The sequence below is a fragment of the Paenibacillus sp. FSL H7-0737 genome, from assembly GCF_000758545.1.
Classification (GTDB): Bacteria; Bacillota; Bacilli; order Paenibacillales; family Paenibacillaceae; genus Paenibacillus_AQ.
Window position 1 is genome coordinate 4,918,143 of sequence record NZ_CP009279.1, and the last position, 26,228, is coordinate 4,944,370.

Here is a 26,228-nt window from a genome sequence, read left to right on the forward strand (position 1 = left end):
TTCTGTGTGCGTTATATCCGCTAGACTCTTGTTTCTTCAAAAAGCGCAGCACGAGTGCTGCTGTCATTGAGCATTTTTTTCCAAGGATCCGTAACCTGAGTCAGAGCAAAGTCAATCCGTGCGGCCAGCTCTTTGCGATTATCTTCATTATTCAAAATAACCATTTGAATCCGCTCAAGTCCCATACGCTCAACCCACTCGGATGTTCGCTCCAAATAATTGCCGGTCTCACGGTAATATTGCATCACAGCGGAGCACACTTCGATTAACTCTTCATCGGTCTTAATTTTGCAGAAGGAGTCTGCGATCCGTGGCTTGATCCCACCGTTACCACCGATAAACACTTCCCAACCACCATCATTTCCAACGATGCCAATATCCTTCGTGCAGGATTCCGCACAGTTACGTGGACAGCCGTTGACAGCTATTTTAAACTTGGCAGGAAAATCAAGACGTTCATACTTACGTTCTATGAGCGCGCCCATTCCCAGCGAATCTTGTGTGCCAAAGCGGCAGAACTGGGAGCCCACACAAGTCTTAACCGTACGCAGGGATTTGGCATAACCGTAGCCTGAAGGCATATCCAGCTCTTCCCATACCTTAGGCAAATCTTCCTTCTTCACACCGATTAGATCCAGGCGTTGCCCTCCAGTTACCTTCACAACTTTCACGTCATATTTAAGGGAGACGTCGGCGATTTTCTTCAAATCCTCCGGCGTAGTTACCCCACCATACATGCGTGGTATCACGGTGTAGGTTCCATCTTTTTGAATATTGGCACCCATTCTTTCATTTACAAATCGGGATTCTTTCTCATCTTGATAGGTATCAGGGTTCATCATCCCTAGATAATAGTTAATCGCCGGACGACACTTGGAGCAGCCTTCCTCTTGTTTCCAACCGAGTACATTCATGACCTCTTTTGTTGTTTTAAGACCTTTAGCTGTAATTTCAGCAACAATTTCATCACGGCTAAGCGTTGTGCACCCACAAATACCTTGCTTAGCAGCTTGCTGGAAACTGTCACCTAAGACAAATTGCAGGATTTGTTCTACTACGGGTTTACAACCACCACAAGAGCGAGTAGCGCCAGTGCATGCTTTGATCTCATCCACAGTAGTAAAACCATGTTCAGTGACAGCATCTACGATCGCTTTTTTAGTTACACCATTACAGCCGCAGACAATTTCTTCGTCCGCCATAGCTTCTACGGATGTGCTCTTCTTAGCTCCGCCACCGCAGCAGCCTGTTCCCATAACCTCCGTATAAATCTCATCGGTCATTACCGCGCCTTGTTTTACTAGCTTTTGCAAATTCGCGGACTCCGTTACATCACCGAACAAAACCGCACCGACAATCACATTATTTTTGAGCAAAATTTTCTTATAAGTTCTCTTCCATTCATCTTTGCTTGAAATCACAGTGTGTTCAGGAGAATCCAAAAACTCACCTGCAGAAAATACATCCACCCCAGAAATTTTAAGCTTCGTGGAAACAATCGAACCTTCATAAGGCTTGGTATCGCTACCACATAAATGTTTAGCTAGAACCATGCCTTGTTCAAATAGTGGAGCCACCAGTCCGTAACACATACCGCGATGCTCAGCACATTCGCCGATGGAATATATATTCTGCATGGAAGTTTGCAAATAATCATCCACCACGATCCCACGATTTACGGAGATTCCGCTATCTTTTGCCAATGTCACGTTCGGTTTGATTCCAACAGCCATTACCACAAAATCTGCAGCAAGCGTACTGCCATCACTAAAACACAATCCACTTACTCTCTGTTCCCCGCTCAATTCTACCGTTTGTTTGCCCATAGAAAATTTCACGCCTTGACGCTCCAGCTCAGCTTGCAGCATCGAGGAGGCATTCCGATCAAGCTGACGCTCCATCAGATCTTCCATCAAATGAACTACGGTAACATCCATGCCAAGGTTCACAAGACCTTTTGCCGCTTCCAACCCAAGCAAACCCCCGCCGATGACAGCTGCTTTGTTGTATTGTTTGGCCGCTGCCAGCATCGCATCACAGTCTGAAATATCCCGGAATCCTACAACGCCCTCTTTATCACTGCCAGGTACAGGTAAAATAAACGAATTCGAGCCTGTCGCAATAATTACCTTGTCGTAGGGGACTAGCATCCCACTATCCGTAACAACTTGCTTCGAGCCTTCATCAATTCGTGTCACCATTGTTCCCGTGTGTAGAGTTATATTATTGTCTTCATACCAATTCCAGTCGTTTAGGATGATATCATTAAGGGTCTTACTTCCTTCAAGAACATAAGACAACATGATCCGATTGTAATTGGGATGAGGTTCACTTCCAAAAACCGTGATGTCATAAGCTCCACCCAGCTTCAATATCTGCTCAATCGTACCTATGCCTGCCATACCGTTGCCGACTAATACTAGTTTTTCTCTTATCGTTGTCATGGTTAGGTGCCTCCTCAAGCTTATGAATACCTGATCAATTTCTCTTCTACATATTGGAATTATACGGTTCAAATTCAAGTCGTCATTGTGATTGCAGTCACTTCAATTGTGAATATTTTCACACTTTAGTGTACTGATAATTGTTAGATATCTTTTCCACATAAAAAGCCAGATTAACGATTCTGAACAACCGTTTCTCTGGCTTAATGTACGATTTTTTAGCGTAAAGTCAATAAAATCTCCAATTCATCTTGAGCCCTGAGCTTCATATCCATTCCATCATCGAGTAGTTGTTTTCCGTTCACCTTCAGCTTCCATTCTTCATTACTAAGAGGAGTATAATCGTCGACGGAAAGCACCTTTTTATTGTCATCGGCCAACTGTACGCTACTACAGCTTTTAAGCAAATCTCTTACAGTTAAATCCTCTTCAAATAACATAATATACGTATGATGCAAGTCTACTTCAACACTTCCACCGTTCAAGGTCAGCCTTACAGTTTGAAGTGGTGCTTGATGGTCCTTCGACTTCGCGGTGAAGACTAGCTGTGAATCATACCCTACAGTATTATTCCAATCCGCATTCCCAATGATTTGACCGCCCATCTGAAGCTCCCAAACCATTCCCGCCTCTAGCGAAAAATCCTTTACCGAAACAATGCTTGAGTTATCCTCAGCAAATGTGGCAACATTACTACCTTTCAGTAGCTCCATGATCGATATTCCATTTCTATAACTCCCACTAAGTAACCTATCCGATGGTTTAGTAAGCAGTTCATTATCTCCAACCCTTATTGATATTGTCGGTCCCTCTGATCCTGCCACACCATTATTAGCATTACTATTGCCGTCATTGTTAGTAGAGCATCCACCTATTATGAATACAATGACTAATCCTAGCATCAATTTCCACAAAGATCGCATGGGCATCCTGGCACCGCCTTGTCCCGCCTAATGACCATATAGCGTCTCAGGCTTGTAAAGTTATGTATTCTGTCTTTTTAAGGATAACTTAAACAAGCCATGTTCTCAAATAAGTAATAACAAGCTTACTTCTAAAATTGACAAAAACTTTTTAAAAAGCTAACCTCTATCCCCCTCTTTCTGCTCATCCGGCGCCATTTCACATATTCTGGGGGATTTATCCCCCTCTTTCTGCTCATCCGGCTTCATTTCGCATATACTGGGGGATTTATCCCCTTCTTTCTGCTCATTCGGCGTCATTTCGCATATTCTGGGGGATTTATCCCCCTCTTTTTGCTCGTTCAGCCCTATCTCGTAGTCCGCTTTTAAGCAATCCTTCCACCTGCCTGCCTGCCTGCCATCCATCTATCCATCAATCGATCTTACCCATATTTTTTACGATCATTTCTTCTACCTTTTTCAACGGAGTTATCCGCATTTCTTTACATTCTATAATTTCCTATAAAAAAAGCCCCCTAAGGGACTCTTTAGAACACTATTCATCTTCACTGAAACCTAGGGAACAATATATTATTCTCCAAATGAACGTGTTCAAAAGTCATACTCTCCAGCTCTTCCAGCCGGGCATATGTCAATCGATAGGTAGTGCAAGCATGCGCCGGTGGAGTGAAATCATCTGTTATACTACGTATTTTTCTCAAAATATCGCCCGCACCATCATGCTCACTCTCCAGCTCAGACAATGACTCACGAAGCGATGTCAGGCCTTCTTGACTAGGATTAGCAGCGTATGTCAACAGCTTAGGAAACTCATCTTCTTCTTCTTTAGCCGTATGCTCAAGTAAATCTTCCTTAAGTGTGTTGAACAAGTTATATAACTCCACCAAATGGGGAGAATCCCCGCCATGCACTCGATACACCTTAGTTACATTTTGGCTAATGAGGGGTAGCTCTTCACGAAGATAACGGTGGTGTTTGTTAATAATATGGTCAATTAACTCTTCTGAAGGTGCAGTATTCCAAGCGATTTCCTCTTGGGGTACTGGATACTCTTCGAACAGCTTGTTTAGATCGCCGATGATTATCTCGTGATCCAGACCACGCTCAGCAGCTGCTTCAGCAAGAGGTTTAGCTCCACCGCAACAAAAATCAATCCGGTTTGCTTTGAAATAATCTACCGCTTTAGGGAACTGCAATACAATATCCCTCACTAGTGCATCTGGGGTAAACCCAGCCTGTATCGGTTGTGCTTGCTTCGAATCCGAAATACTATCATTAAGTTGTTTAGTTTCCATTATAGCTCCTCCTTGGGTTATGGGATTAGGTTCTGAATAAATCTTATCCACTTGTTCACCTTAACCCTGAAAGGAACTTTGACTTGTGATTGTACGCACGGAAATTGTATCTTATTTTTGAACGAAATTGGAGATTGTTGTACATGCAACGTAAACGCAAAAAAGCACCTTTGCCTACAAAGGTGCTTTTTCAACTCAATTTATTGCACATAAGCCTGCATATACGTCCGCTGTCCCTTTGAATCCTTCAAATAAGGTCCTAATCCGGCAAAACGGGAGTGATCCATATAAACACCGGTCATCCATCTGCCTTCCGTCAAGCCACCATTCCATTTAAGGACAAGATCAGGTGCGGAAATCCATTCCTGAAAGACTCGTATATCCTGATCTTTGTATTCTTTACATGGCTTAGACCGCTCAATAAGGTGGAATTCATTAAGATAAGTTGGAACGAAATAAGAGGATATCGTATGCAAATCATCATCGTCAAAAAAAGGCTCGTCGCCTAAAAAGGGTTTGAATAATACGGTATTCTCGTACATGGACCAAATTAAGGCTTGAAGCACCATACTCTGGCGAATGCCGTTATGAAACTTATATTGTCGCCCATGATTCGCCACATTTACATCTTGTGGAGGTTCCGTGGACTCCAGACAGTGCCGTTCACAACCAATACACTTCCAACCTGTCGGACTTTGAATCCATTTTTGAAAAATAGTCCCACTATCATTATTTCCTTTGTAGAGTGAAGAGATAATGCTGTAAGGCACGCCAATCCACGCATCCCATAAGGAATCAGGAAGATGGCTATGCAGCATGAACAACGTCTTGTCATAGATGAGCTGTACTTTGATAGAAGCGTTCTCTAGCTCAGCAACATCCTTTTTTCCATACGTTATTTCCCGGGAAAACAGGGTCGTCTTCGTCTTCATCTCCCTCGCCTCCTAATAGTTTTGCTATGCCTGTACTCCAGCTGAGTAGATTTGAGCAAAAACCAATACGCGAGCGCTTCCATTCAAGGATCATACAATGTTTTTCTATTATATTACAATTATTTTTAAACTGTGCAAGTTTTTTTCAAGCATAAAGGATTGGAACAAAACTGTCACTGTCTAATATTTAGAAATTGAAAAGCCCCTTTTCCACCATTCCGGAAAAAGGGCCACAACATCACTGTGAATTTTAGTCTACCCAGCTCTCAGCCCAAGACTGAATCTGCTGCATAACAGGCTGCAATGCACGGCCTTTGTCTGTTAATTCGTACTCAATACGTACGGGTGTTTCTGGGTATACATGCCTAACCAGGATACCCTCACCTTCCAAATCCTTCATCCGCTCGGACAGCATCTTATCGCTCATTGAAGGAATGAGGCCGGAGATATCTTTAAACCGCTTCGGTCCACTCATCAATGTCTGAATAATAAGTCCATTCCAACGTTTGCCTAAGAAAGAGAAGGCTGTCTCAAATCTGGGACACATCGCAAATTGATGTTCTTCCATTGTTCTCACCTCTCACTAGCGAAACTTACTATTAGTTAGTATATATAATATTAACACATTTTAACCATGATGAACATCGTTTACCGAAAAAAGTTCATCTGACTCTATTATTATATCCCCAATGTCAATCCCCCATTGGTCCTTTAGATCCCCTTAGAGCAATCGCTTCAGTTACGATTTGTGCCAAGTCATCATTTCCAAAAAGCGAAAGTACACCCAAAACGGTGTCATCAGAAATGTCCCCCGCTTCCTCTGCGGAAACCGTGAGGGCAAGTGCCTGACGCAAGGCTTCATTCCCTTCCTGCTGCGGATAAGCCTGCAAGTATAGAGCATGTGGATCGAGTCCATTATTTACACACCACTGAGCGAATACAAGAATCATCATCTCTTCTTCGCGCTTATAACTTTCGATGATCTGTTCCTCCACTAATTTACGGTTATCCTCCATATATTCTTCTCCTTTCTCAGAGACCTCATTCAGCAAGCTGTGCCGCCAGCATATGACTAGGCAGTACCGCTGAAGCAGCAATGCTGCAAAGCTCTGGTGTATTTATGTTGCTAAGAAAATTATTGACCACTCCACTAAAACCTCTTCTATCGAGTATAGTATCCCAGCTTCCAAAGCCTTGAATATGCGGTAAGGCATCCTTTTCATAAAGAATGGCCTTGTCCAGATCCATTACTTCCACCGATCTGCCATTTCCGTGCAGCTCAAGCTTCTCCAGATTCACTCCAGCTTGACGAACCATGCTGTACATCCCTACTGCGCTATGATTCCAGCCCAACATTCCAGATGCCTGCAGCAGACGACCTTCTCCACTAGAGTGAAGATGACTACGAAGCAGTTCATAATGATCTCCGCACAACCACAACAGCAGGTCAAGCAGATGGATCAGATCATCATGCACGGTTTCGCGGCTGCTGCCTGTTTGTAGCTTCGTTCGATGTTTAATCGCATTGCAATGACTAATTCCGCCAACTTCTTCAAGCCATTGCTTGGCGGTGACATACATTGGGGCAAAACGGCGATTAAAGCCCACTCCTAGCAAAAGCCCCTTATCTTGTGCTAGCTCTGCCATCCTTCTGGACTCTTCTAGATCATAGGAAAGTGGTTTATCTACATATACCGAAATCCCACGTTCGAGACATTTTGTTACTATATCATAATGAGTAGTTGTTGGGCTATGTACAAATACTGCATCCAGATCCCAAGATAACAGCTCTTCCAGATTAGTCGTCCCTTTAGGAAAACGGTAGGTATGAACGGCCTGCTCCACCGTTGTCGGTGAATGACTAAGAACACCAACTACCTCGGCATAATCATGCTGAGAGAGCAGTGGTAAATATACTTTGCCGGCTATATTGCCGATTCCTATTATGGCGACTCTTTTACGTTCAGGTACAATCACTGATCCATCCCCCTCTTAACACTTCAATATATCGTTCTTTTCTCTTTGTTCTCTACAAATGCTATTATACCTGCTTCTCATTCTCTGACAATTGATCTTTGCTTCAATATTTACTTCATATCCCGTATGATGAGATGAATGAGTGGAAGAAGGGGCATATTATCTATGAAGAAATGGTTCTCGATTGTTCTTTATGTTTCGGGTACAATCCTTGCGTTTATCTACAGATATGACATCCTAATCTGGATGAAAGAGGATCATAATCTTTTCAGTTCTATAGGGATTGCAACTTTACTGGCCCTGTTTCCAGTTGTCCCTTATAAAGCTGTCATCGGATTCTTCGGTTATGCATACGGAGGTTTAGTGGGAGCCTTGATTTGCTGGCTAGCTACTAATTTGGCTGCCGCAATCCTTTTTGGTGTTGTGAAGTACTTGTTTCAAAGCCAAGCGAGAGCTTATTTAGCCTCCATTCCCGCACTCGAAAAGTTCACAGTAGGCATTGAGCGGCGACCTTTCGCTTCGATTGTCCTAGCACGACTCATGCCAATCATTCCCCAAACAGCGGTTAACATCTACGCTGGAGCTGCCGGTCTACCTTTTTGGAGCTATATTGCTGCTTCCGGCATAGGAAAAATACCGGGAATTGCATTATACGCTTTCCTTGGGGATCATCTGTTTCAGGACCTTGTAAGTGCGGTTATTGCCATCATCGCCTATGCCGCTGTGCTAATTATCGCTGGACTGAGCTTGCGCCCGCGCTCTCAAGAAGCGAAGAACAGCCGATAGCGAAAGAACTTATCGGTTACAAACTGGCAGGCAGTTAGTATTTGCTTTATAATTAAATTGTGATCTATTTAATTGCATTATGTGAATGGAGGGATATCAATGAGTGAACATCAGACTAACCATATAAATACCAAGACAGAAAAAGCAACCTTTGCAGGTGGATGCTTCTGGTGCATGGTCTCGCCGTTCGAAGAATTGCCAGGTATCATTAGTGTCGTCTCTGGCTATACCGGCGGTCATACAGTGAACCCAACCTATGAAGAAGTTTGTTCTGAAACGACAGGACATGTTGAAGCTGTACAAATTACGTTCAATCCAGATATTTTCCCTTATAGCAAGTTACTTGAGCTGTTCTGGCAGCAAATTGACCCTACCGACGCAGGTGGACAATTCCATGATCGCGGGACTTCTTACGGAACAGCAATCTTTACCCATTCGGAGGAACAAAAAGAACAAGCAGAAGCTTCCAAGGCAGCTCTGCAAGCAAGCGGTCGGTTCTCTAGTCCGATCGTAACCCCGATTCTCCCGGCAGCCACCTTCTATCCTGCCGAAGAATATCATCAAGGTTACCATCATAAGAATCCAGGCCACTACAAACGTTATCGCAAAGGTTCTGGCCGAGAGGATTTTATCGAAACCCACTGGACACATAAAGAGGACAAACAAAGTTTGAAAGAACGTTTAACCCCTCTTCAATATGAAGTCACTCAGAACAGTGCAACAGAATCTCCTTTCCGGAATGATTTTTGGGATCACCATGGAGATGGTATTTATGTAGACATCGTATCTGGCGAACCGTTATTCAGCTCGCAGGATAAATACGATTCCGGTTGCGGCTGGCCAAGCTTCACTCGTCCGATCCGGGACTACGCTGTGAAGGAAAAGACGGATCTCAGCCATTTGATGGTCCGCACTGAGGTGCGCAGCAAAGTAGCGGATTCCCATCTAGGCCATGTCTTTGACGATGGTCCCGGAGAAAACGGTTTACGCTACTGCATAAATTCGGCGGCGCTACGATTTGTACCGAAAGAGGATTTGGAGAAGGAAGGATACGGGGAGTATCGCATACTCTTCCAGCCTGCCTAAACATCAATCCTCAGCACATAAAAAACGGTTGTCGTCCTTTTAGGATGACAACCGTTTTTTTCTCTTAAAATATAAGAATAATGTATAAGTTTCACATTATACATTATTCTTATATTTCTCGCATAAACGCTTACCGTCTTTATAAAGACGGTAAGCGTTTATGCTTGTAGGGCTATTCTTTCTTTGAGTCCTCTGAGTCCTTATTAGCCTTCGAATTATCCTCTGAAACCGCCTCCTTAGGCTCTGTTGCCGCAGGGATGGCTTGCTCTCTGTTCAGCTCCTTATTTCGCTGACGAATTCTCTCGGTCTGCTGCTCCCGACGCTCGCGAATATTTTTACGGGAAACTAATACAATAGCTAAAATAATGGCAGCCCCGATAAGTATCGGTAACGCTCCTGCAAGGATAACGACAATCCACTGAAACATCACAGATAGTGCATTTAAGCTTCCGTTTAGAGCATCTGAAGCACGTTCCAGTAACGGCCCTTGCTCCTTCTTCTCTTTGACAGCAATACTTTCATCCGTCTGATACACTCTCAATTCTACCGTAGAAAAGGATACATTCTGATTGATATAACGCATTCTACCTTTAATCTGCTCAATGCTTTCTTGAATCGAACCAAGCTCGTTCGCGAAGGCGACCAGATCAGTGGATTTCGTCGCTTTTTTCATAAACTCTGTATATTGTGCTTCCATTAGCTGTTTTGCCTTCAAACGTGACTCCAGATCAACATACTCTTCTGAGACATCCTGACCTTGAATGCTGCGCTGTAGAGATTCGTGTTTTACTTGTTCTAATTTATTCAGAAAAGGTGAGAATCCGGAGGCAGGCACCTTAAGGATAAACGTCCCACCTTGCTCGTACTGCGACATATTTTCATTAAACTCAATAATATATCCATTGGCCATGGTTACTAAATTACGTATTTCAGTCTGTGCTTTTCCATAGTCTTCTACTTCCATGTTAAGATTCGCTTTATAGATCAGCTTCTTGTTCAAGCCCGCTACTACATCGCTACCAGTAAATCCTGCACTTGCTTGATCTGTATTTTCTGATGTGGAGCCCTTTACAGCCATATTCTCGCTGCCAGTTGCTTCTGCCTCAGGAGCTGCCGAAGTGCTTTGATCCGCTGTTGAGGCCATCGAGCTTTGCGATTGTACCTCTACTGCTGCGTCGTTACTCGTACTACCATTTTCTTTTGCCAAACTATCAGCCGCTGAATTTCTATCCGCTGAGCCACAACCCGCCAAGACTACCGTAAGAATTAATAAACATAAGTAATGCAGACCCCATTTGCGCATTCTCATTCCTCCAAAAATGTAATAGATACCGCTTGCACGGATCATAATATCGTTACGGAATGTCTTGTTCTAAGCAGATCTCTTCCGTCACTCTTTACTAAGACGTTCCAAAACTTGGAAGGTTGCACTGAAAAATGGAATTGTGTACAGTTTCTTATGAATTATGTTCTCTAAATAAAAAAAAGAGTCGCATTTCTGCAACTCTTTTAGTTTAAGCTGTTATTTTTCAAGCAAAAATCAACCTGGGTTAGAAGCGCTTTGTTTAATGGCATATACGCCATCTGGTAACGAACCGCTTAATAATCTCGCCATGTAAATATCAACATCATAACTAGTAGTGCCTACAAGAACTGAAGAACCCTGAACATTGGCATAGGTCTTCTCCGTAATCACACCAAATGAGTTATTCATAATCGGCGTGTATTCCATCCAAGCATAATTGTAAGGATTCACTGATGCAGTTGTCGTGTTACTGCCACCATAAGTATTAGACCATGATGAGCCACCAGTAATACCAGTACTTACAGCTGTTTGTTTTGCGGTTACACCAAAGCTTGTATTCGCGATATAGCCTTGAGATACTGAATAGCTAATGTTTAACAACGAATTTGCAGAAGCACTATTATATACAGGCTGAGAGATTCTTCTAGTTAAACCACTTCTAGTAACATATGAGACATAACCATTTTGTTGGTAGGAGTATATCGTTGTTTGATAAGCATCTCTAGGTGCAATTACAGAAGCGTCATCAAAGGAAGAGTCCGTTATGAACAGGGGTATACTTGGTATCAGCCCCTCTTTAGCAGCTTCTAAAGCTTGACCTTGTGCAAGAATTTCATTGTACTCCTCTACTGAAATTTCTGACAATCCCGTAGCTGAGGCTTTGTAGACTTTTATGATTTCTGATTCACTTATTTGAGGAGCTTGGTCATTATGTACACCTTCTGCACCTGCATAAATAGGTAAGCACAAGATGAGCATTAAGGCAAAAGGGAATAGTAATAACTTTTTCAACATCTTCATCCTCCAATATTTCAGATTAGGAGCGGCCGTTCCCTATCGAAAATATTACCATATAATTCTTGTAATAATATAGATATTTAGAATTATTTTCTATTTTTAGGCATGTAAGTAATAAGTATCTTTTGTGCTTTTTTATAATTTTTTGTATAACTTTGTCACATTTCTGTTATCGAATAACCCATTTGCTTACACACACTTTATTTGGTACAATTACCACGTCTAAACACGTAAAAAAATACCAAAAAACCCTCTATTCATAATGAATGAGGGCAGAACACGGTTCTGTTCGGACAAGCTCCACCTTGTTGAACAGAGAAGTTTTTTAATAATGCTGTCTATTACTAAAAGGGGAGGTGAACCCTCATGGCAAAAGACGTAATTTGCGAAGTTAACTCCTGCACCCACTGGGCAGAAGAGAACAAATGCAGTGCTGATTCTATCTTTGTAGCTTTCCACAGCTCCCAAGAACCTACACGTGCAGAAGAAACAGATTGCAAGACTTTCGAAAGCAAATAAGGTGATGATTTGAAGGGACCCTCCACGGTTCCTTCTTTTCTTTTCTCATTCTATCAAGAATGAGAATTATTATCAAGTGGCTGAAATAAAAAGCCAGGGAGAAATTCCCCGGCTATGTTTTATTGTATACCTCTTATGTTATTTGGAAGCACTAACTCCTGCATTTTCTCTTGCAATAGCGGCAGCCTTTACCATGTTACGAAGTGCATCTTCTGTCTCCTGCCAGCCACGTGTCTTAAGACCGCAATCCGGATTAATCCAGAACTGTTCAGGATCAAGCACCCGCAGCGCACGATCAATATTAGCTGTCATCTCTTCTACTGTAGGAACCCGTGGACTATGGATATCATATACACCAAGACCAATTCCTTTATCATACGCCTGCTCCTCAAAGCTAACGATCAGTTCCCCATGGCTACGTGAAGTCTCAATAGAGATAACATCTGCATCCATCGCTGAAATGGAGTCTATCATGTCATTAAATTCGCTATAGCACATGTGGGTATGAATTTGTGTCGTAGCCTTCACATGATTCGTCGCGATACGGAACGACTTCACCGCCCAATTCAAGTATGCCTCATGATCTTCAGCCTTCAAAGGGAGTCCTTCACGGATAGCCGGTTCATCTACTTGAATCATCTCTATGCCTGCATCCTCCAAAGCTTTAACTTCATGACGGAGCGCTAAGGCAATTTGATTCGCTACTGCTTCCCGACTAAGATCATCACGTACGAAAGACCAATTGAGAATCGTAACAGGACCAGTCAACATGCCTTTAACAGGAAGGGAAGTTAACGACTGAGCATAGACGCTTTCTTTTACAGTCATAGGCTGGATAAAAGCTATATCCGCATAAATAACTGGTGGCTTAACGCAGCGTGATCCGTAGGATTGAACCCAGCCATTACTAGTAAATAAGTAACCATCCAACTTCTCCCCGAAAAACTCCACCATATCGGTTCTTTCGAACTCACCATGCACGAGTACATCCAGACCCAGCTTTTCTTGGAAAGTGATTGCATCTGCAATCTGCTCACGAACGAACCCGTCGTAACGCTCTTGATTCCATACGCCTTTACGCCATTTCAACCTTGCCTGGCGCACTTCTACAGTCTGTGGAAAGCTTCCGATTGTTGTCGTTGGCAGAAGTGGCAGCTGCCACTTCTGCTGCTGCACCTTCAGGCGCTCAGCAAAAGGTAGGCTACGTTGGTCTGGTAAATCTGTAAGTCCCAGAACTTGCTCAGCCACATCCTTACGACCGCGTTCAGGAAGTGCACGGAAGGCAGTAAGGGCTTCGCGACTGGCTGTCAACGCAGCAGCAGCTTCTGCTGTACCCTCTAAGGCTGCAGCAAGCAGGCCAAGCTCTCTAAGCTTCTCATCAGCAAAAGCTAAAGCAGCCTTAACGGTGGCCTTCAGCTTCACCTCACCCTGAACAGTAACCGGAACATGCAGCAAACTGCAAGAAGGTTGTATAATAAGACGATCAAGTGATACATGTACACTCAGCTTCTCGATTAGCTGCAGTTTAGCATCCAGATCTGAGCGCCAGATGTTGCGTCCGTCAATAATACCCGCTCCCAGCCACTTATCCTCAGGCCAGCCAAGACGTTCAATCGATGCCAGGTTCGTCCCGCCATCATGGACAAAATCAAGACCTAAACCTTGTACCGGAAGCTTGAACAGTGCCTCCAGCGGTTCAGCAGCTTCAAAGTAAGTCTGCAGAATAATATTTAATCCAGGCACGGATTCAGCAATTTCTGTGTAAATCGAGTGAAGTAAGGATAATTCTGATTCATTAATTCCTGTAACAATCGCTGGTTCATCAATTTGTACCCAGCTTACTCCTTCTTGCTTCAGTTCCTGCAACAGCTGAACGTAAACCGGAAGAAACCGAGCAGCAATCTTCGAAATATCCGCAGATGCAAATCCTTTTGACAACTTAAGGAATGTATAAAGGCCTAAAACCACAGGTTTACCCTCAATTCCCGCTTGGGACTTGGCAAAACGATAAGCTGCCAGTGGTTTGTTCTCGGTCAGACGCGGCGTTTGTGCACCGATCTCTGGAACGATGTAATGATAGTTCGTATTGAACCATTTAGTCATCTCGCAAGCGGTAGCCTCAGCATTTCCTCTAGCCATCGCAAAATAAAGATCAAGCCCAATGTCGCCACCATCATACGCATAACGTGGAGGTACGATCCCGAACATCACAGCTGTATCTAGCACATGATCGTAGAACGTAAAATCATTTACCGGAATTAAATCAATTCCTGCCTCCTGCTGAGTCTTCAAATGCTGAAGCTGAATTCCTGTCATTTCAGTACGGAACGCTTCCTCATTTATTTTTCCCGCCCAGAAGGCTTCCAACGTTTTCTTCCACTCGCGGTTTTTTCCGATTCTTGGATAGCCAAGATTGCTTACTTTTACTTTGTTCGTCACTTTGCAGCTCCCCTTCTCCATCTTCTTATTTTGGACTCGATATCACTTGCATTCCTTTAAAAAAGAGCGCCCTTCCCTAAAAAAGTCAAAGGGAAAGACGCCCATAATATACCTATGGTTAACGTCTAACACCTTCCTATCCTCCGTAGGTGAAGCAGTGCTGTTGAAACAGGCAGGTCTCCTGGCTAGCGGTGTCAGCATCCTTAGCAGTCTTCCCAGCAGTAGTAAATTGCCAGTGACATATGTTGCTATGGACTCTTCCGTTACAGTGGCGGGACCGCATCGGCTTCAAACCGAATTTCCCTATTAAGCCTACCGAATTACTAATTTCCGGCAAGCACCTGTCTCCGATATTGTCAAGCCAAAACGCCTTCGGTGTCCTTATACGGACGGTAGGCGTTTATGCGAGAATTATAAGAAAGTATTTCGTGATACTTATACTTTCTTATCATCCATAAGCTAAAACGCCTTCAGCGTCCTTTTAAGGACGGTAAGCGTTTATGCGAGAATTATAAGGATAAAGTGAGTGTCTTAAATCTGATGTCATCATACGTGAAAGCCCCCGTCATCTGCAATAGATTACGGGGGCTTTTGTTATATCGATTCCTTATAACGGATTTAGAAAAACACGAAATATACTACTGCAGCAAGTACTATGCGATATATAGCAAATGGTAAAAGCTTAATCCGGTTGATCAATTTCAAGAAGAAACGCATCGATAATAGTGCAAATACAAAGGCACTGATAAAGCCTGCAATGAAGAACGGCAGGGCATCGATGGTGAAATATTGCCAGTTCTTCATCAGTGAGAGTAAACTGGCGCCTGCCATGATTGGAACAGCCATAATAAACGTGAAATCAGCAGCAGCGCGATGACTCATACCCAGAAGAACACCACCAGAAATCGTCGACCCGGAACGGGAAAATCCCGGCCACAAGGAGAAGCACTGGACCAGACCAACACCTAGCGCCTGCTTATATGTAATCTGATCGACACTCTCCGTTTGAATCTTCTTTGGTCCGAATAGATCCGCAATAATCATTAATACAGCACCGACTACTAGACCGATTAACACGGTGGATGTAGAGAATAAATGCTCGTCAATATAATCATTAAACAGAACCCCCAGCACGCCTGCTGGCACTAAACCTACAAGCACCTGTGTAAGCTTCAGGTGGCCGCCTTTTTCAAGCTGTGGTTGTTGCTCGGTTACAGGATCCAACTGCTTGCGGCTGAAGCGCTTTAAGCCCAGCAATTCAATGAACCTATTTCTAAAAATAACTACAACTGCTAATATTGACCCCAGCTGTATAACCACTTTGAACGTATTGGCCGTATATTGCCCAAATAACTCTGTCGATTTTAACCACATATCATCAACAATAATCATATGACCTGTGGAGGATACCGGAGCAAATTCAGTCAATCCTTCAACAATTCCCAAAATAATAGCTTTAATAATCGTTAATAGCTCCATTTGTTCTCCTCCTTTTAATCATAACTTTTATCTATAAGTCCTTCTCGGCTCAACCTTCGGTGTTCATTTTCCGGCTGCGCTTGCGGAAGAACAAATACCCAAGGATCACTACTCCACCTGCAAGAAGCACGTACACTACGTTGGAGTACATATCCATATACATGGCGATGTCTTCCCACGACTCACCCAATGCCGCACCAATAAGCACCAGCAATAGGTTCCATCCCAGCGTACCAATCGTTGTGAAGATCATAAACACTCCAAATTTCATGCCCGACATCCCTGCAGGGATCGAAATCAAACTACGCACTAGTGGAACCATCCGACAAAATAATACGGTCCAATAGCCATATTTGTCAAACCAAGCGTCAGCCTTGTGGATGTCCTTTTTGCTAATCCGGAGTAGGCCGCCCCAGCGTTCAACGATCTTTTCCAAGCGATTTACATCCAACAAACGACCGATATAATAGAGAATTACTGCACCCAGCAGTGAGCCAAGCGTAGCAGCAATAATTACACCAGGAATGGTCAAATTCGTTGTGGTTGTCATGAATCCGCCAAAAGGAAGGATCACTTCGGAAGGAATCGGTGGAAATATATTTTCAAAAGCGAGCATCAGGAAAATACCAAAGTAACCAAACTGCTCCATAAAATCTGTAATCCATGCTTGCATTTCGTAACCCCCATTATTCAGATCAAGTTCTTCTTCAAGTTGCGTAAATAACGGCTGCGAATAAAAAAGAAGTAAAGTCCCTGGACAGCCAAATATCCCAATAACACCGCCCCGGTCTCCACAGCAATAGATAAGTAAAACAACCGCTGAAGCGCAATAAAGGCAAACACACTATGCAAAATGGCTACCCCAACCGGAACAAAAAACAACAACGACAATTGTATCGTTACAATTCGGTTTAGCTCTTGATCTGTAAGTCCCATTTTGGACAATGTAGAATATTGATGACGATCATGATCTAGATCTGTATACAGCCGGAAGTAAAGGAAGCTGCCTGCTGCAATGAAAAAGACAGTACCCACCAGTAAAGAAGCGAATAGCATCGTGTTGTACAATGTTCTTTGTATTTCAAACAGCGTGCCGCTAACAACAATCGCGTATGGCGAGTTACTTTCATAGGACCGTTTCCCTTTATGAGCAAGATCCGCCGCTATACCTACTGTTCGCGGGAAGTCATCCATGTAAAATCCTGTATACAAATCGGTCTGTACGGGATGAATAGCCTTGTAAAGCTCATCGCTAATCACAACACCACTGAAATCTCCCCCATCCCTTCCATCCAGCTCCGGCAATAGATATTCAGCAATCGGAACATTTTGGGTATAACCCATTTCTCGAATGGACAGACCTTGCTTCAAGGTATATACCGGCTTTACTCTACCCGCTTGCAGACTTCGGTCTCGTTGCGAACCGATCATCACCAGTCCTTCATCTCCACTTAGAGGCTGCTCATCCGTCGTAAACCCTGCACGAAGCAGAGCAAGCTTATAATCACTGTAAGCAATCAAGGGAAGCCTTAACGTGCGATCTGGCCCGGTCTGAGATTCCACCTCTGCGTATTTAATCGGAATACTAAGTGTCTCATAGGGTAAACCGAGCGTTGTAAGCTCTTCCTGAATTTCGTCCAAATGCTGATCAAAAGGATCCTGCAATTGATTGCCTTTGGCTACATAACCAACTGCTGCGGGATAGTCCAATTTCAACTCTCTGGAAAGCGTATGGATCGATGCGAATACTCCAACTGAAGTAAAAGATACTGCGGAAACAATCGTCACCATAAAGAACATTCGGGCATTCTCTTTCCAGCGGTAAGACAAGCCCGATAAAGTAATGATATTCGTGTGGTTCCAATACAGGCGCCGGATCGTCTTAAGTAGTTTAACAGTGTAAATACTGAGCTGAGTATAAAAGAGATAGGTACCCGCAACCGTAATTATAACGACCGGGAACATCACCTTTTCAACCGAAGCCGCTTGTGCTGTAGCTGCCATAAAATAGCCCGTCAACAGCAATAAAGCAGACAGTAAAGATAACACCAAGGAAACTTTAGGTTCCTCTTCTGCTTTTCGTTCTCCCTGAAACAGCCGCATCAGTGATTCATTCCCAATAAAGAAGAACGTGCTTAGCGAGATTAGAATAAATAACAGCGCAAAGCTACATATCGTTAGTACAAGCGCCTGCCATGGAAGATGAAACGTTAAAAGAGGTATCCCTAGAAAAGTAGATCCGATCATCAAAAACAACTTACCTAGAATTAACCCAAGTAAAGTACCTGTCAGGATGGCAGAGGTGCCGATCATCATATTTTCCAAAAATACCATCATGTTCAGCTGTCGCTTCGTCATTCCATGCATCAATAAAATCCCAAACTCCATCTTACGTGACTGCAGGAACGATCCGACCGATACAAGAACGAACAAGGAGCAAAACACATAAATAATGGCTTCTGCCGCCATCATTGTATGAGCAGCTGTACTATAAACCAAGCTCTTAGAAATATCCGGATGGTAAATAAACAATGCGCACACAAAAAAGATCATCACTGAAAAAGCACTGACGACAAAATAAGCCGCATATTTACGCTTGTTACGTGTAACATTCCTATAAGCGAATTGCCGAAAGGTCATGGCTAGTTCCCCCAAGCAGAGACAACATATCAATGATACTTTGGAAGAATGCGCCTCTGCTGCTCCCCCTGTACATTTCACTATAGAAACGTCCGTCTTTAATAAAGATGACTCGGTTACAAAAGCTCGCGGCCACTGCGTCATGTGTGACCATCAGCACGGTTGCCCCTTCTTCCTGATTCACCTCTGTCAGCATATTCATGACTTCACCTGAAGCTTTGGAATCCAGATTCCCTGTAGGCTCATCTGCTAAAATCAATGAAGGACGATGAATCATCGCCCGGGCGATGGCGGTCCGCTGCATCTGTCCACCCGAAATCTCGTATGTCCGTTTTTGCAGCAAATGCTCAATGTCCAGCATACTTGCTACTTCTTTCAGTCTGCTCTCCATTTCCGGTACACGGACACCAGCAAGCGTGAGAGGCAGCACAATATTCTCCTCTACAGTGAGCGTATCCAGCAGATTGAAATGCTGAAAGACGAAACCAAGCTCATGGCGGCGAAAGAGTGCCTTTTCTTGTCTGCTAAGCAAATTGGGATCTCGGCCGTTGATCAGAATCTGACCGGAGGTCGGCTGGTCGATGGTGGCGATCGTGTTGAGCAGTGTTGTTTTTCCACTCCCCGAAGGTCCCATAATGCCAACAAACTCCCCTTTTTCAACAGAAAAACGGATATGATTCAATGCCTGAGTGGACACTTTACCCTCATATATTTTTGATAAATTATGAACATCTAGAATGGGCAAGTGTTACCTCTCCTTCTTTCGACTGGATTGCCTTCATTATACAAAGTGTATACACAGGCTGCCATTTCTCTAACTTACAATGACCTTACATTTTTGTAAGGTAGGACTCCCTAAACACTATCCGCACGGTCGTGCCCTTACCTTCTTCTGAGCAAATGCTCACCTCGTGACCAAGTTTTCCGCAGATCTGTTTCACAAGATATAGACCCATCCCCGTGGATTCTTGAAAGGTTCGTCCATTCACACCTGTAAAATAAGGATCAAACACACGCGGCAGATCACCTGCTGGAATGCCAACCCCTTCATCTCGTATCTCCAGTACTGCTCTCTTTTCTTCTTGTATGTACCCATGGAAATATACATGTTTGCCGACTTCCGTCGTATACCGTATTGCATTCGTAATAATTTGCGTAAGCACAAAACTTAGCCATTTCTCATCTGTGGTTACGGCGATTCGTTCATCTATTTTAATAGTAGGAAATATACGGTTACGTATGAACAGACGCTTCTGCTCTGAGGTCACGCTACGTACGAGGGTTTCCAAATCCAAACGTTCCACGTAAAAATCATGCTCAAAAGTATCTAGCCGAGCCGTATAAAGTACAGTGTCCAGTCCTTTTTTCAGACGGTCCAGTTCATCACCTATCGCCGTAAAAGGCGGTCCGTCTTTATCTTGAATCATCAAATGGATGACAGACAATGGCGTCTTCATCCCATGCACCCACTGATTAATAAAGTGAATATGTTCCTCCAGCTTGTGGCGGTAGCTGTGTAAATCATTTTTGTAGAGGCGGAATTGTGACCCTAGTAGTCCTCGTAAACTCACGGCAAGCGGAGAATCCTGTGATGGACCGCCAGCTTCATCTAGAGAGGTGGGTACAGTCTCCAGTCGTTCATAGAACGTACGATTGCTGATATACCGATAAGCGAGGTAGCCAAGCAGCAGACAAGTGCTGAGAAGAGCAGCGTACAGACTAACACTCACCCCACTGCCCCCATCCAGCCGATATACTAGTGTGATCAAGATGAGCTGTGCTAGATAGACAACAATTAAAGGGATCTGCTCCCTTAAAAATAGCTTCAATCCTCATCCCCCCAATTCGGAATCAAGCGGTAGCCTTGACCTCGAACGGTTTGTAGACCGTCCGTAATCTCAAGAGCGGCAAGCTTTTTACGTACACGGGTGACATAGACATTAAGCGTATTCTCATCCACAAAGGCTTGATCATCCCAGATTTTTTCGAGCAGTCTGTCGCGGGTAACGATAGTTCCCGACTTTTGCATCAGCTCATCTAGTATCTTGGCTTCCGTGTGACTTAAATCCACTTTGGCTTCTCCTCGGGTAAGGACTAGTCGCTCCACATCCAGTGCCATTCCGGCAACGGTTAGGGTACGCTCATTGTTGCTTCCCGCATAGGTACCGTAGGCGCGTCGCAGCTGGCTTTTGATTTTGGCCATCGCAATTTCGTAATCAAAGGGCTTCGTAATATAATCGTCGGCTCCGTTCTCCAACGCCATCACCTGATCCATTTTGCCATCGCGGGCAGATATAAAAAGGATAGGGCAGGTGGAAATCCCACGAATCTGGCGGCACCAATAATACCCATCGTATTTTGGCAAATTAACATCTAAAAGAACCAGGTGCGGAGCGAACATTTCAAACTGAGTACGAACACGCTCGAAATCATTCACAGCCTGTGTTTCATATCCAAACTTATGTAAATAATCCTGCAGCAGAGCCACCAGTCCACGGTCATCTTCTATAATAAATATTTTGAACATATCATGCCTCCGGTCACAGCCTTAACATTATAGTACGTGTTCAAAAAGTACGGTTTTCAGCACCGAGAAGATTGGATGAAGGTAGAAACTGAGGAGCGGAGCGTAGTGGAAGCTACGTGAGCACCGGAAGTTTCGCCTGAATTCAATATTCGATGTCGAATAATCTTCTTGGAATACTTCGTGATCAAAAGCGGACTTTTTGAACAACCTCTTATAAGGGCTTTGCCAAATAATATATACATCGCGGACAGGGTTAGTCAAATTGTTAAGGGGATTGAGCGATAGATCATCAGCGTAAAGCTAGGCAGATCGTCATGCCTAATGCGAGGCAGATCGCCAAGCGTAACGTGAGGCAGATATATAATGGTTATGAATTAAACTATCCCAAGCCCAACCTCTAAAAAAAGACCCGTGAATGAGCATAATCATTCACGGGTCTCACTATATAGTTAGTTGCAGATACAGTAGCGGTGAACATCACAGAGTCGATAATACAAACGTCGAATGGTGATATCACATCGAACATAAGTAACCAATGTTTTGCTGAAGCAATTAGAATTGGATCCAGCTATTTCTACGGGATTTATACCGTTTTTTTGGCTGGATTCGCTCAATCCGTGCAAATCAAGGGTATTTTTACCCTTCTTTCACTCCATTTGGGCTAATTCCCAGAAATCTAGGGCATTTTTACCCCTCTTTCGCCCCATTTGGGCCAATTCCCAGAAATCTAGGGTATTTTTGCCCCTCTTTCGCCCCATTTGGGCCAATTCCCACAAATCCAGGGCATTTTTGCCCCTCTTTCGCTCTATTCGGGCCAACACGCACAAGACAAGGGTACTTCTGCCCTTGTCTCCCCCTAATAAGCCCACTCGCTAAAACCGCTCATTCTCTGCCTCGAAAGTTCTACCCTCAACCTCGCCCAAGCCTATCTGCCATCCAGCAGATTGCCGAGTCCCCCAAGTACGCTGCCTTCTTCTTTGCGTCCGCTGTTACCAGCTGCGGACAGAATGCGGTCAGCCATACGGCTGAATGGCAGTGACTGCACCCACACCTTACCGGGTCCGCGCAGTGTGGCGAAGAACAGGCCCTCTCCGCCGAATAGCGCGGTTTTGACACCTTTTACAAACTCAATATTGTAATCCACGGAAGACGTCATAGCGACAAGACAACCTGTGTCCAACTTGAGCGTCTCTCCCGGCTGCAGTGTGCGTTCCATAACATAGCCGCCAGAGTGTACGAATGCAAGACCGTCGCCCTCCAGCTTTTGCATAATAAAGCCTTCTCCTCCAAAAAAGCCTGTGCCCAGCTTGCGCTGAAATTCAATACCGATCGAGACGCCCTTCGCCGCACAGAGGAATGAATCCTTTTGACAGATCACTTTTCCAGCATATTGCTGAAGATCGAGCGGGATGATTTTCCCTGGATATGGGGCAGCAAAGGTGACACTTTTTCGTCCATAAGAACCGCTGTGTGTGAATACGGTCATGAACAAGCTTTCCCCTGTCAACAGACGCTTGCCCGCACCCATCAGCTTACCCATCAGTCCGCTTCCGCGCGTCCCCCCACTACCATCACCAAAGATCGTCTCCATCGTAATTTCCTGATCCATCATCATGAAGCTTCCAGCTTCGGCAATTACACTCTCTCCTGGGTCAAGCTGCACCTCCACACACTGAATTTCCTCGCCCATAATGACATAATCAATCTCGTGAGCACTCATCCCGCAGTTCCTCCTTATTATTAAAGTCACCATGTGACTCTTCGAATGAAAATTAATACGCGCGTTGTGATTCACGGTTTCGCCAATCATAACTATCCATGTTATTCGCCTATATCCAGCAAAAAAAGTCAACCAACATTCTGGCTGACCTTAATCGTAGTATCCCCGAAAAATGCAGGTTATCCCAGCCGACAAAACGACTACATCCAACAGGATGAATACAGTACCTACTTTGACTCCTACATCCACTGATCAGCAGCGACAAAATACCGTCTTATCCACTCGCGCCGCCACTTCGCAGACTAATCCCCCATAGGTATGATGATTCAGACATATTCATTGCGCTGTTTTTCTTACTAATATCCAAGTTTCAACCATTACCCAATCAAGAGTATCTTTTTCAAGTCTTGATAATATGTTACAATACTTTTTATACTTAAACGTTTATTTAGTAGTCTAATTCTAATGATAAAGGTGAAAAGAATGAAACCACAATCGGAATATGCAATTCTGCTATACTATAAATTTGTAAAAGTGCCGGATGCCGAACAATTCGCTCAGGAGCATTTGGCTTACTGCAAAGAGCTTGACGTAAAGGGACGAATTCTCATCTCAGATGAGGGCATTAACGGGACACTGTCCGGTACGATTGCCCAAACCGAGCAATACATGAAGGATTTGCGCGCAAATCCGCTGTTTAGCGATATCGTCTTCAAGATCGATGAGGCTGATGGTCATGCCTTCAAAAAGATCTTCGTTCGTTATAAAAAGGAACTCGTGACGTTCCGGGTCGAGGATGAACTGGACCCTAACGTGATCACCGGAGAGCATCTGGCGCCTAAAGATTTCTATGAAATGATGCAGCGCGATGATGTGGTAATTCTGGATGGTCGTACCGGCTACGAATTCGATCTTGGTCATTTCCGCGGGTCCATCCGCCCTGAAGTAGACAGCTTCAAAGAATTCCCGGACTGGATTCGCGAGAATATGAGCGAGCTAAAAGATAAACCAATCCTAACCTACTGTACAGGTGGAATCCGCTGCGAGAAATTAAGCGGGTTTATGATGAAGGAAGGCTTCCAGCAGGTGTACCAGCTGGATGGCGGCATTGTGACTTATGGTAAAGACCCTGAGGTACAGGGCGAACTGTTCGATGGAAAATGTTATGTCTTCGATGAGCGGATCTCCGTACAGATTAATCATACCGACGGGGATATCATTGTCGGACGTTGCCATCACTGCGGTCAGCCAGCTGACCAATTCATCAACTGCGCCAACGATGCTTGCCATCTTCAGCATATTTGCTGTGAGGACTGTGAAGCACAGCACAGTGGTCATTGCTCGGACGAATGCGAAGCTATCACGAATGCCGTGGGCTAAATAAAAGGGCAAGCTGGTCGCAAATCTCTCTACACGATTCAAAGACGAGCACAAGAGAGTCTTAAATTAACTAAAAGGTGGCGCACAGGATTTTCACTGTACGCCACCTTTTGTTATGAGTGAAACGTTCAAGCAACGCCTGAGCTCTGCAACCCTTTTAATTACGTCACTTATCCAACAAAAAAAAGTCAACCAGAAATTCTGGCTGACCTTAAATATAGTATATCCCCGAAATAAGCTGTTTATACAGCCTTATTCACATTACCGTACCATCATGCGGTTTACGCAGCGTAGACTGAATCTTTGGCGCCTTCACTAACTTTGGTTTGCCTAAAGAGGTTGTAAAGGTGATCACATAACCTGCGACAACTACCGCCATCACCGTATACATCGTTTCTCTAACAGGCATATAAAAGAGTGATAATGCCAGAACGACTACGTCCAACATGATGAATACTGTACCTACTTTAATTCCCTTCCATTCACTGATCAGCAGCGACAAAATATCGTCTCCACCACTTGCGCCGCCGCTTCGCAGAATAATTCCCGCGCCTAAACCTGTCAGTACGCCAGACAAAAGGGCTGCTAATGCCAAGTTGCCCTGCAAGTTGATGACCAAACCGGAATAACGTTCCATGAGTCCGTAAAAGATTGTAAAAGCTCCTACAGAAACAAAGGTGTTACACACGAACGCTTTCCCTTTGAACATCCATGCAATCAAGAGTACTGGAACGTCTAGAAGCAGAGTTGAAATTGAAGGTGAAATTCCTAATACATATTTGCCGAGTAGCGATAATCCTACGAATCCGCCCTCAGACAAATGGTTCTGAAAATTGATGTGATAATAAGCAAATGCAAGCAAAAATGTTCCAAACAAAATGACTGTCAACCGGAGCAGTACATTCACTCCGTAATTGTGGTTCCTCATACAGGTCTCCCCTTATCGTATATGGCGGCTAAACGTCCCACCAACCTCTACGACGGGTAAAACCGGAGGTATTGCTCCTTCGCATATATATACTCCTTCCCCTCGCAGAGGCGGTTCGTCGAGTAACAACGGTTCACGCACCTTCTACAGGGAAGCTAAGTATAAGACAGATCATAACGTTTCCAAATCGTCCTTTGGGGAATCGTCCTTCGGGGACACATGGTATCCTGATCCTTTCTGTAATTTAATAAGTTCTGAATACATTATACCACGGAGATCCCCTACTCTAAACACTTCGTTATAAAAATAGGCAGGAATCACTCCACGGTACGCAACAAACGATTGACTGTTTCGCGTCTCACACCGATCAATTGTCCAATTTCTTCCTGTGTCAAAAGCTCTGTTAGCGCTGCGCCATGAGAGTAGTCATTGAACCAACGGGTTAAGAGCTCCATCCGTTCTGCGGGTGTTCCAACAGTAAGGTGATCTAGCCGAGTCTGCATAAACCTTACCTTCTCCTGAAGAAGGATAGCGATCTCCATCGCTCGACCTGGCTCATCCCGTACCTGTTGATACCATTCCGCTGAAGGAACTGCCTCCACCTCGCTCTTCATCATCGCAACCGCTGTTCCATGCGCCTCCTTTGGCGAAATGAGTGAATGATGGGGAACCATCTCACCAGGATACAAGATGTTGAACAACACCATGTTCCCATTTTCATGAAGCCTTGTTACCTTGAACAGCCCATTTTTCACCTTATATAAGAATTCGCAGCTGTCCCCTTGACGGAACAAGACTTCCCCCTTGTGCAGTATCATCTCGCTCGCTCC

23 protein-coding genes and 1 riboswitch are annotated in these 26,228 nt (G+C 44.2%); of the genes, 4 read left to right on the plus strand and 19 right to left on the minus strand.

Translation table 11 applies throughout. The features are described from left to right. Window positions 1-20: 20 nt before the first annotated feature. The 7 genes from nirB to H70737_RS21635 form a co-directional block, all read right to left on the minus strand. On the minus strand, window positions 21-2,444 hold the full coding sequence (gene nirB, locus H70737_RS21600; RefSeq protein ID WP_042190550.1) for a nitrite reductase large subunit NirB: 2,424 nt from the start codon (window positions 2,442-2,444) through the stop codon (window positions 21-23). 218 nt (window positions 2,445-2,662) lie between these two features. Then, entirely contained in the window at window positions 2,663-3,373 is a 711-nt protein-coding gene (locus H70737_RS21605) for a hypothetical protein (RefSeq protein WP_042190553.1), read from the minus strand. Window positions 3,374-3,912: 539 nt separating this feature from the next. Beyond that, window positions 3,913-4,608 (minus strand): iron-sulfur cluster repair di-iron protein, encoded by a 696-nt coding sequence (ric, locus tag H70737_RS21615; RefSeq protein ID WP_042194315.1) that lies wholly within the window; start codon window positions 4,606-4,608, stop codon window positions 3,913-3,915. 254 nt (window positions 4,609-4,862) lie between these two features. After that, window positions 4,863-5,594, minus strand: coding sequence for a hypothetical protein (locus H70737_RS21620; RefSeq protein WP_042190559.1), 732 nt, complete (start codon window positions 5,592-5,594; stop codon window positions 4,863-4,865). A 250-nt stretch (window positions 5,595-5,844) separates the two neighbouring features. Beyond that, window positions 5,845-6,162, minus strand: a complete 318-nt coding sequence (locus H70737_RS21625) for a winged helix-turn-helix transcriptional regulator (RefSeq protein WP_042129916.1) — start codon at window positions 6,160-6,162, stop codon at window positions 5,845-5,847. A gap of 124 nt (window positions 6,163-6,286) precedes the next feature. Continuing rightward, on the minus strand, window positions 6,287-6,610 hold the full coding sequence (locus tag H70737_RS21630; RefSeq protein WP_042190561.1) for a protein YxiS: 324 nt from the start codon (window positions 6,608-6,610) through the stop codon (window positions 6,287-6,289). A 25-nt stretch (window positions 6,611-6,635) separates the two neighbouring features. Further along, the gene (locus H70737_RS21635; protein WP_042190564.1) at window positions 6,636-7,571 is read right to left on the minus strand and encodes a Gfo/Idh/MocA family protein; all 936 of its coding nucleotides are present in this window, start codon (window positions 7,569-7,571) and stop codon (window positions 6,636-6,638) included. 165 nt (window positions 7,572-7,736) lie between these two features. On the opposite strand from H70737_RS21635, the gene H70737_RS21640 reads away from it, so the two are divergent. Further along, entirely contained in the window at window positions 7,737-8,357 is a 621-nt protein-coding gene (locus H70737_RS21640) for a TVP38/TMEM64 family protein (protein ID WP_042190566.1), read from the plus strand. Between the two features lie 99 nt (window positions 8,358-8,456). Beyond that, complete coding sequence (gene msrA / locus H70737_RS21645; RefSeq protein WP_042190568.1) at window positions 8,457-9,443, plus strand: peptide-methionine (S)-S-oxide reductase MsrA; 987 nt, start codon at window positions 8,457-8,459, stop codon at window positions 9,441-9,443. Between the two features lie 172 nt (window positions 9,444-9,615). On the opposite strand, the gene H70737_RS21650 is transcribed toward msrA, so the two are convergent. Together H70737_RS21650 and H70737_RS21655 are read right to left on the minus strand one after the other, a co-directional pair. Continuing rightward, window positions 9,616-10,746 (minus strand): DUF4349 domain-containing protein, encoded by a 1,131-nt coding sequence (locus H70737_RS21650; protein ID WP_052404385.1) that lies wholly within the window; start codon window positions 10,744-10,746, stop codon window positions 9,616-9,618. 237 nt (window positions 10,747-10,983) lie between these two features. Continuing rightward, on the minus strand, window positions 10,984-11,763 hold the full coding sequence (locus H70737_RS21655) for a hypothetical protein (RefSeq protein WP_042190570.1): 780 nt from the start codon (window positions 11,761-11,763) through the stop codon (window positions 10,984-10,986). Window positions 11,764-12,132: 369 nt separating this feature from the next. Here H70737_RS21655 and H70737_RS30450 point away from each other — a divergent pair, with 369 nt between their 5' ends. Next, window positions 12,133-12,285, plus strand: a complete 153-nt coding sequence (locus H70737_RS30450) for a DUF1540 domain-containing protein (protein ID WP_076120659.1) — start codon at window positions 12,133-12,135, stop codon at window positions 12,283-12,285. A gap of 138 nt (window positions 12,286-12,423) precedes the next feature. Here H70737_RS30450 and metE read toward each other — a convergent pair whose 3' ends face one another. The 8 genes from metE to H70737_RS21695 all read right to left on the minus strand — a co-directional run bounded on the left by metE (window position 12,424) and on the right by H70737_RS21695 (window position 23,090). Next, complete coding sequence (gene metE, locus H70737_RS21660) at window positions 12,424-14,724, minus strand: 5-methyltetrahydropteroyltriglutamate--homocysteine S-methyltransferase (protein WP_231573327.1); 2,301 nt, start codon at window positions 14,722-14,724, stop codon at window positions 12,424-12,426. Window positions 14,725-14,878: 154 nt separating this feature from the next. Further along, window positions 14,879-15,084: riboswitch (cobalamin riboswitch) on the minus strand. Window positions 15,085-15,342: 258 nt separating this feature from the next. Beyond that, complete coding sequence (locus H70737_RS21665; protein ID WP_042190575.1) at window positions 15,343-16,203, minus strand: undecaprenyl-diphosphate phosphatase; 861 nt, start codon at window positions 16,201-16,203, stop codon at window positions 15,343-15,345. A gap of 49 nt (window positions 16,204-16,252) precedes the next feature. After that, entirely contained in the window at window positions 16,253-16,876 is a 624-nt protein-coding gene (locus H70737_RS21670) for a DedA family protein (RefSeq protein WP_042190577.1), read from the minus strand. Between the two features lie 17 nt (window positions 16,877-16,893). Continuing rightward, window positions 16,894-18,843 carry an ABC transporter permease gene (locus tag H70737_RS21675; protein WP_042190579.1) on the minus strand — a complete coding sequence of 650 codons (1,950 nt, stop codon included), beginning with the start codon at window positions 18,841-18,843 and terminating at the stop codon, window positions 16,894-16,896. Then, a complete protein-coding gene (locus H70737_RS21680; RefSeq protein WP_042190581.1) occupies window positions 18,818-19,588 on the minus strand; it encodes an ABC transporter ATP-binding protein in 771 nt (256 codons plus the stop codon). The genes H70737_RS21675 and H70737_RS21680 overlap by 26 nt, the downstream gene beginning before the upstream one ends. 85 nt (window positions 19,589-19,673) lie before the next feature. Beyond that, complete coding sequence (locus H70737_RS21685) at window positions 19,674-20,672, minus strand: sensor histidine kinase (protein WP_042190583.1); 999 nt, start codon at window positions 20,670-20,672, stop codon at window positions 19,674-19,676. Beyond that, complete coding sequence (locus H70737_RS21690) at window positions 20,669-21,370, minus strand: response regulator transcription factor (RefSeq protein WP_042190586.1); 702 nt, start codon at window positions 21,368-21,370, stop codon at window positions 20,669-20,671. Before H70737_RS21690 ends, H70737_RS21685 begins: the two co-directional genes overlap by 4 nt. A 925-nt stretch (window positions 21,371-22,295) precedes the next feature. Next, on the minus strand, window positions 22,296-23,090 hold the full coding sequence (locus H70737_RS21695) for a TIGR00266 family protein (protein ID WP_042190589.1): 795 nt from the start codon (window positions 23,088-23,090) through the stop codon (window positions 22,296-22,298). Between the two features lie 483 nt (window positions 23,091-23,573). Here H70737_RS21695 and trhO point away from each other — a divergent pair, with 483 nt between their 5' ends. Next, on the plus strand, window positions 23,574-24,470 hold the full coding sequence (gene trhO / locus H70737_RS21700) for an oxygen-dependent tRNA uridine(34) hydroxylase TrhO (RefSeq protein WP_042190591.1): 897 nt from the start codon (window positions 23,574-23,576) through the stop codon (window positions 24,468-24,470). Window positions 24,471-24,726: 256 nt separating this feature from the next. Here the strand turns inward: trhO and H70737_RS21705 are convergent, their stop codons facing one another. Together H70737_RS21705 and H70737_RS21710 are read right to left on the minus strand one after the other, a co-directional pair. Beyond that, a complete protein-coding gene (locus tag H70737_RS21705) occupies window positions 24,727-25,398 on the minus strand; it encodes a YitT family protein (protein ID WP_042190593.1) in 672 nt (223 codons plus the stop codon). 317 nt (window positions 25,399-25,715) lie between these two features. After that, entirely contained in the window at window positions 25,716-26,216 is a 501-nt protein-coding gene (locus H70737_RS21710; protein WP_042190595.1) for a Crp/Fnr family transcriptional regulator, read from the minus strand. Between the last annotated feature and the right edge of the window lie 12 nt (window positions 26,217-26,228).

Coding starts and splice junctions, on each gene's coding strand:
- nirB (WP_042190550.1), bottom strand. CDS start 2,444: ATGACAACGATAAGAGAAAAACTAGTATTAGTCGGCAACGGTATGGCA.
- H70737_RS21605 (WP_042190553.1), bottom strand. CDS start 3,373: ATGCCCATGCGATCTTTGTGGAAATTGATGCTAGGATTAGTCATTGTA.
- H70737_RS21620 (WP_042190559.1), bottom strand. CDS start 5,594: ATGAAGACGAAGACGACCCTGTTTTCCCGGGAAATAACGTATGGAAAA.
- H70737_RS21625 (WP_042129916.1), bottom strand. CDS start 6,162: ATGGAAGAACATCAATTTGCGATGTGTCCCAGATTTGAGACAGCCTTC.
- H70737_RS21630 (WP_042190561.1), bottom strand. CDS start 6,610: ATGGAGGATAACCGTAAATTAGTGGAGGAACAGATCATCGAAAGTTAT.
- H70737_RS21640 (WP_042190566.1), top strand. CDS start 7,737: ATGAAGAAATGGTTCTCGATTGTTCTTTATGTTTCGGGTACAATCCTT.
- msrA (WP_042190568.1), top strand. CDS start 8,457: ATGAGTGAACATCAGACTAACCATATAAATACCAAGACAGAAAAAGCA.
- H70737_RS21650 (WP_052404385.1), bottom strand. CDS start 10,746: ATGCGCAAATGGGGTCTGCATTACTTATGTTTATTAATTCTTACGGTA.
- H70737_RS21655 (WP_042190570.1), bottom strand. CDS start 11,763: ATGTTGAAAAAGTTATTACTATTCCCTTTTGCCTTAATGCTCATCTTG.
- H70737_RS30450 (WP_076120659.1), top strand. CDS start 12,133: ATGGCAAAAGACGTAATTTGCGAAGTTAACTCCTGCACCCACTGGGCA.
- H70737_RS21665 (WP_042190575.1), bottom strand. CDS start 16,203: ATGGAGCTATTAACGATTATTAAAGCTATTATTTTGGGAATTGTTGAA.
- H70737_RS21670 (WP_042190577.1), bottom strand. CDS start 16,876: ATGCAAGCATGGATTACAGATTTTATGGAGCAGTTTGGTTACTTTGGT.
- H70737_RS21675 (WP_042190579.1), bottom strand. CDS start 18,843: ATGACCTTTCGGCAATTCGCTTATAGGAATGTTACACGTAACAAGCGT.
- H70737_RS21690 (WP_042190586.1), bottom strand. CDS start 21,370: ATGTTCAAAATATTTATTATAGAAGATGACCGTGGACTGGTGGCTCTG.
- H70737_RS21695 (WP_042190589.1), bottom strand. CDS start 23,090: ATGAGTGCTCACGAGATTGATTATGTCATTATGGGCGAGGAAATTCAG.
- trhO (WP_042190591.1), top strand. CDS start 23,574: ATGAAACCACAATCGGAATATGCAATTCTGCTATACTATAAATTTGTA.
- H70737_RS21705 (WP_042190593.1), bottom strand. CDS start 25,398: ATGAGGAACCACAATTACGGAGTGAATGTACTGCTCCGGTTGACAGTC.
- H70737_RS21710 (WP_042190595.1), bottom strand. CDS start 26,216: ATGATACTGCACAAGGGGGAAGTCTTGTTCCGTCAAGGGGACAGCTGC.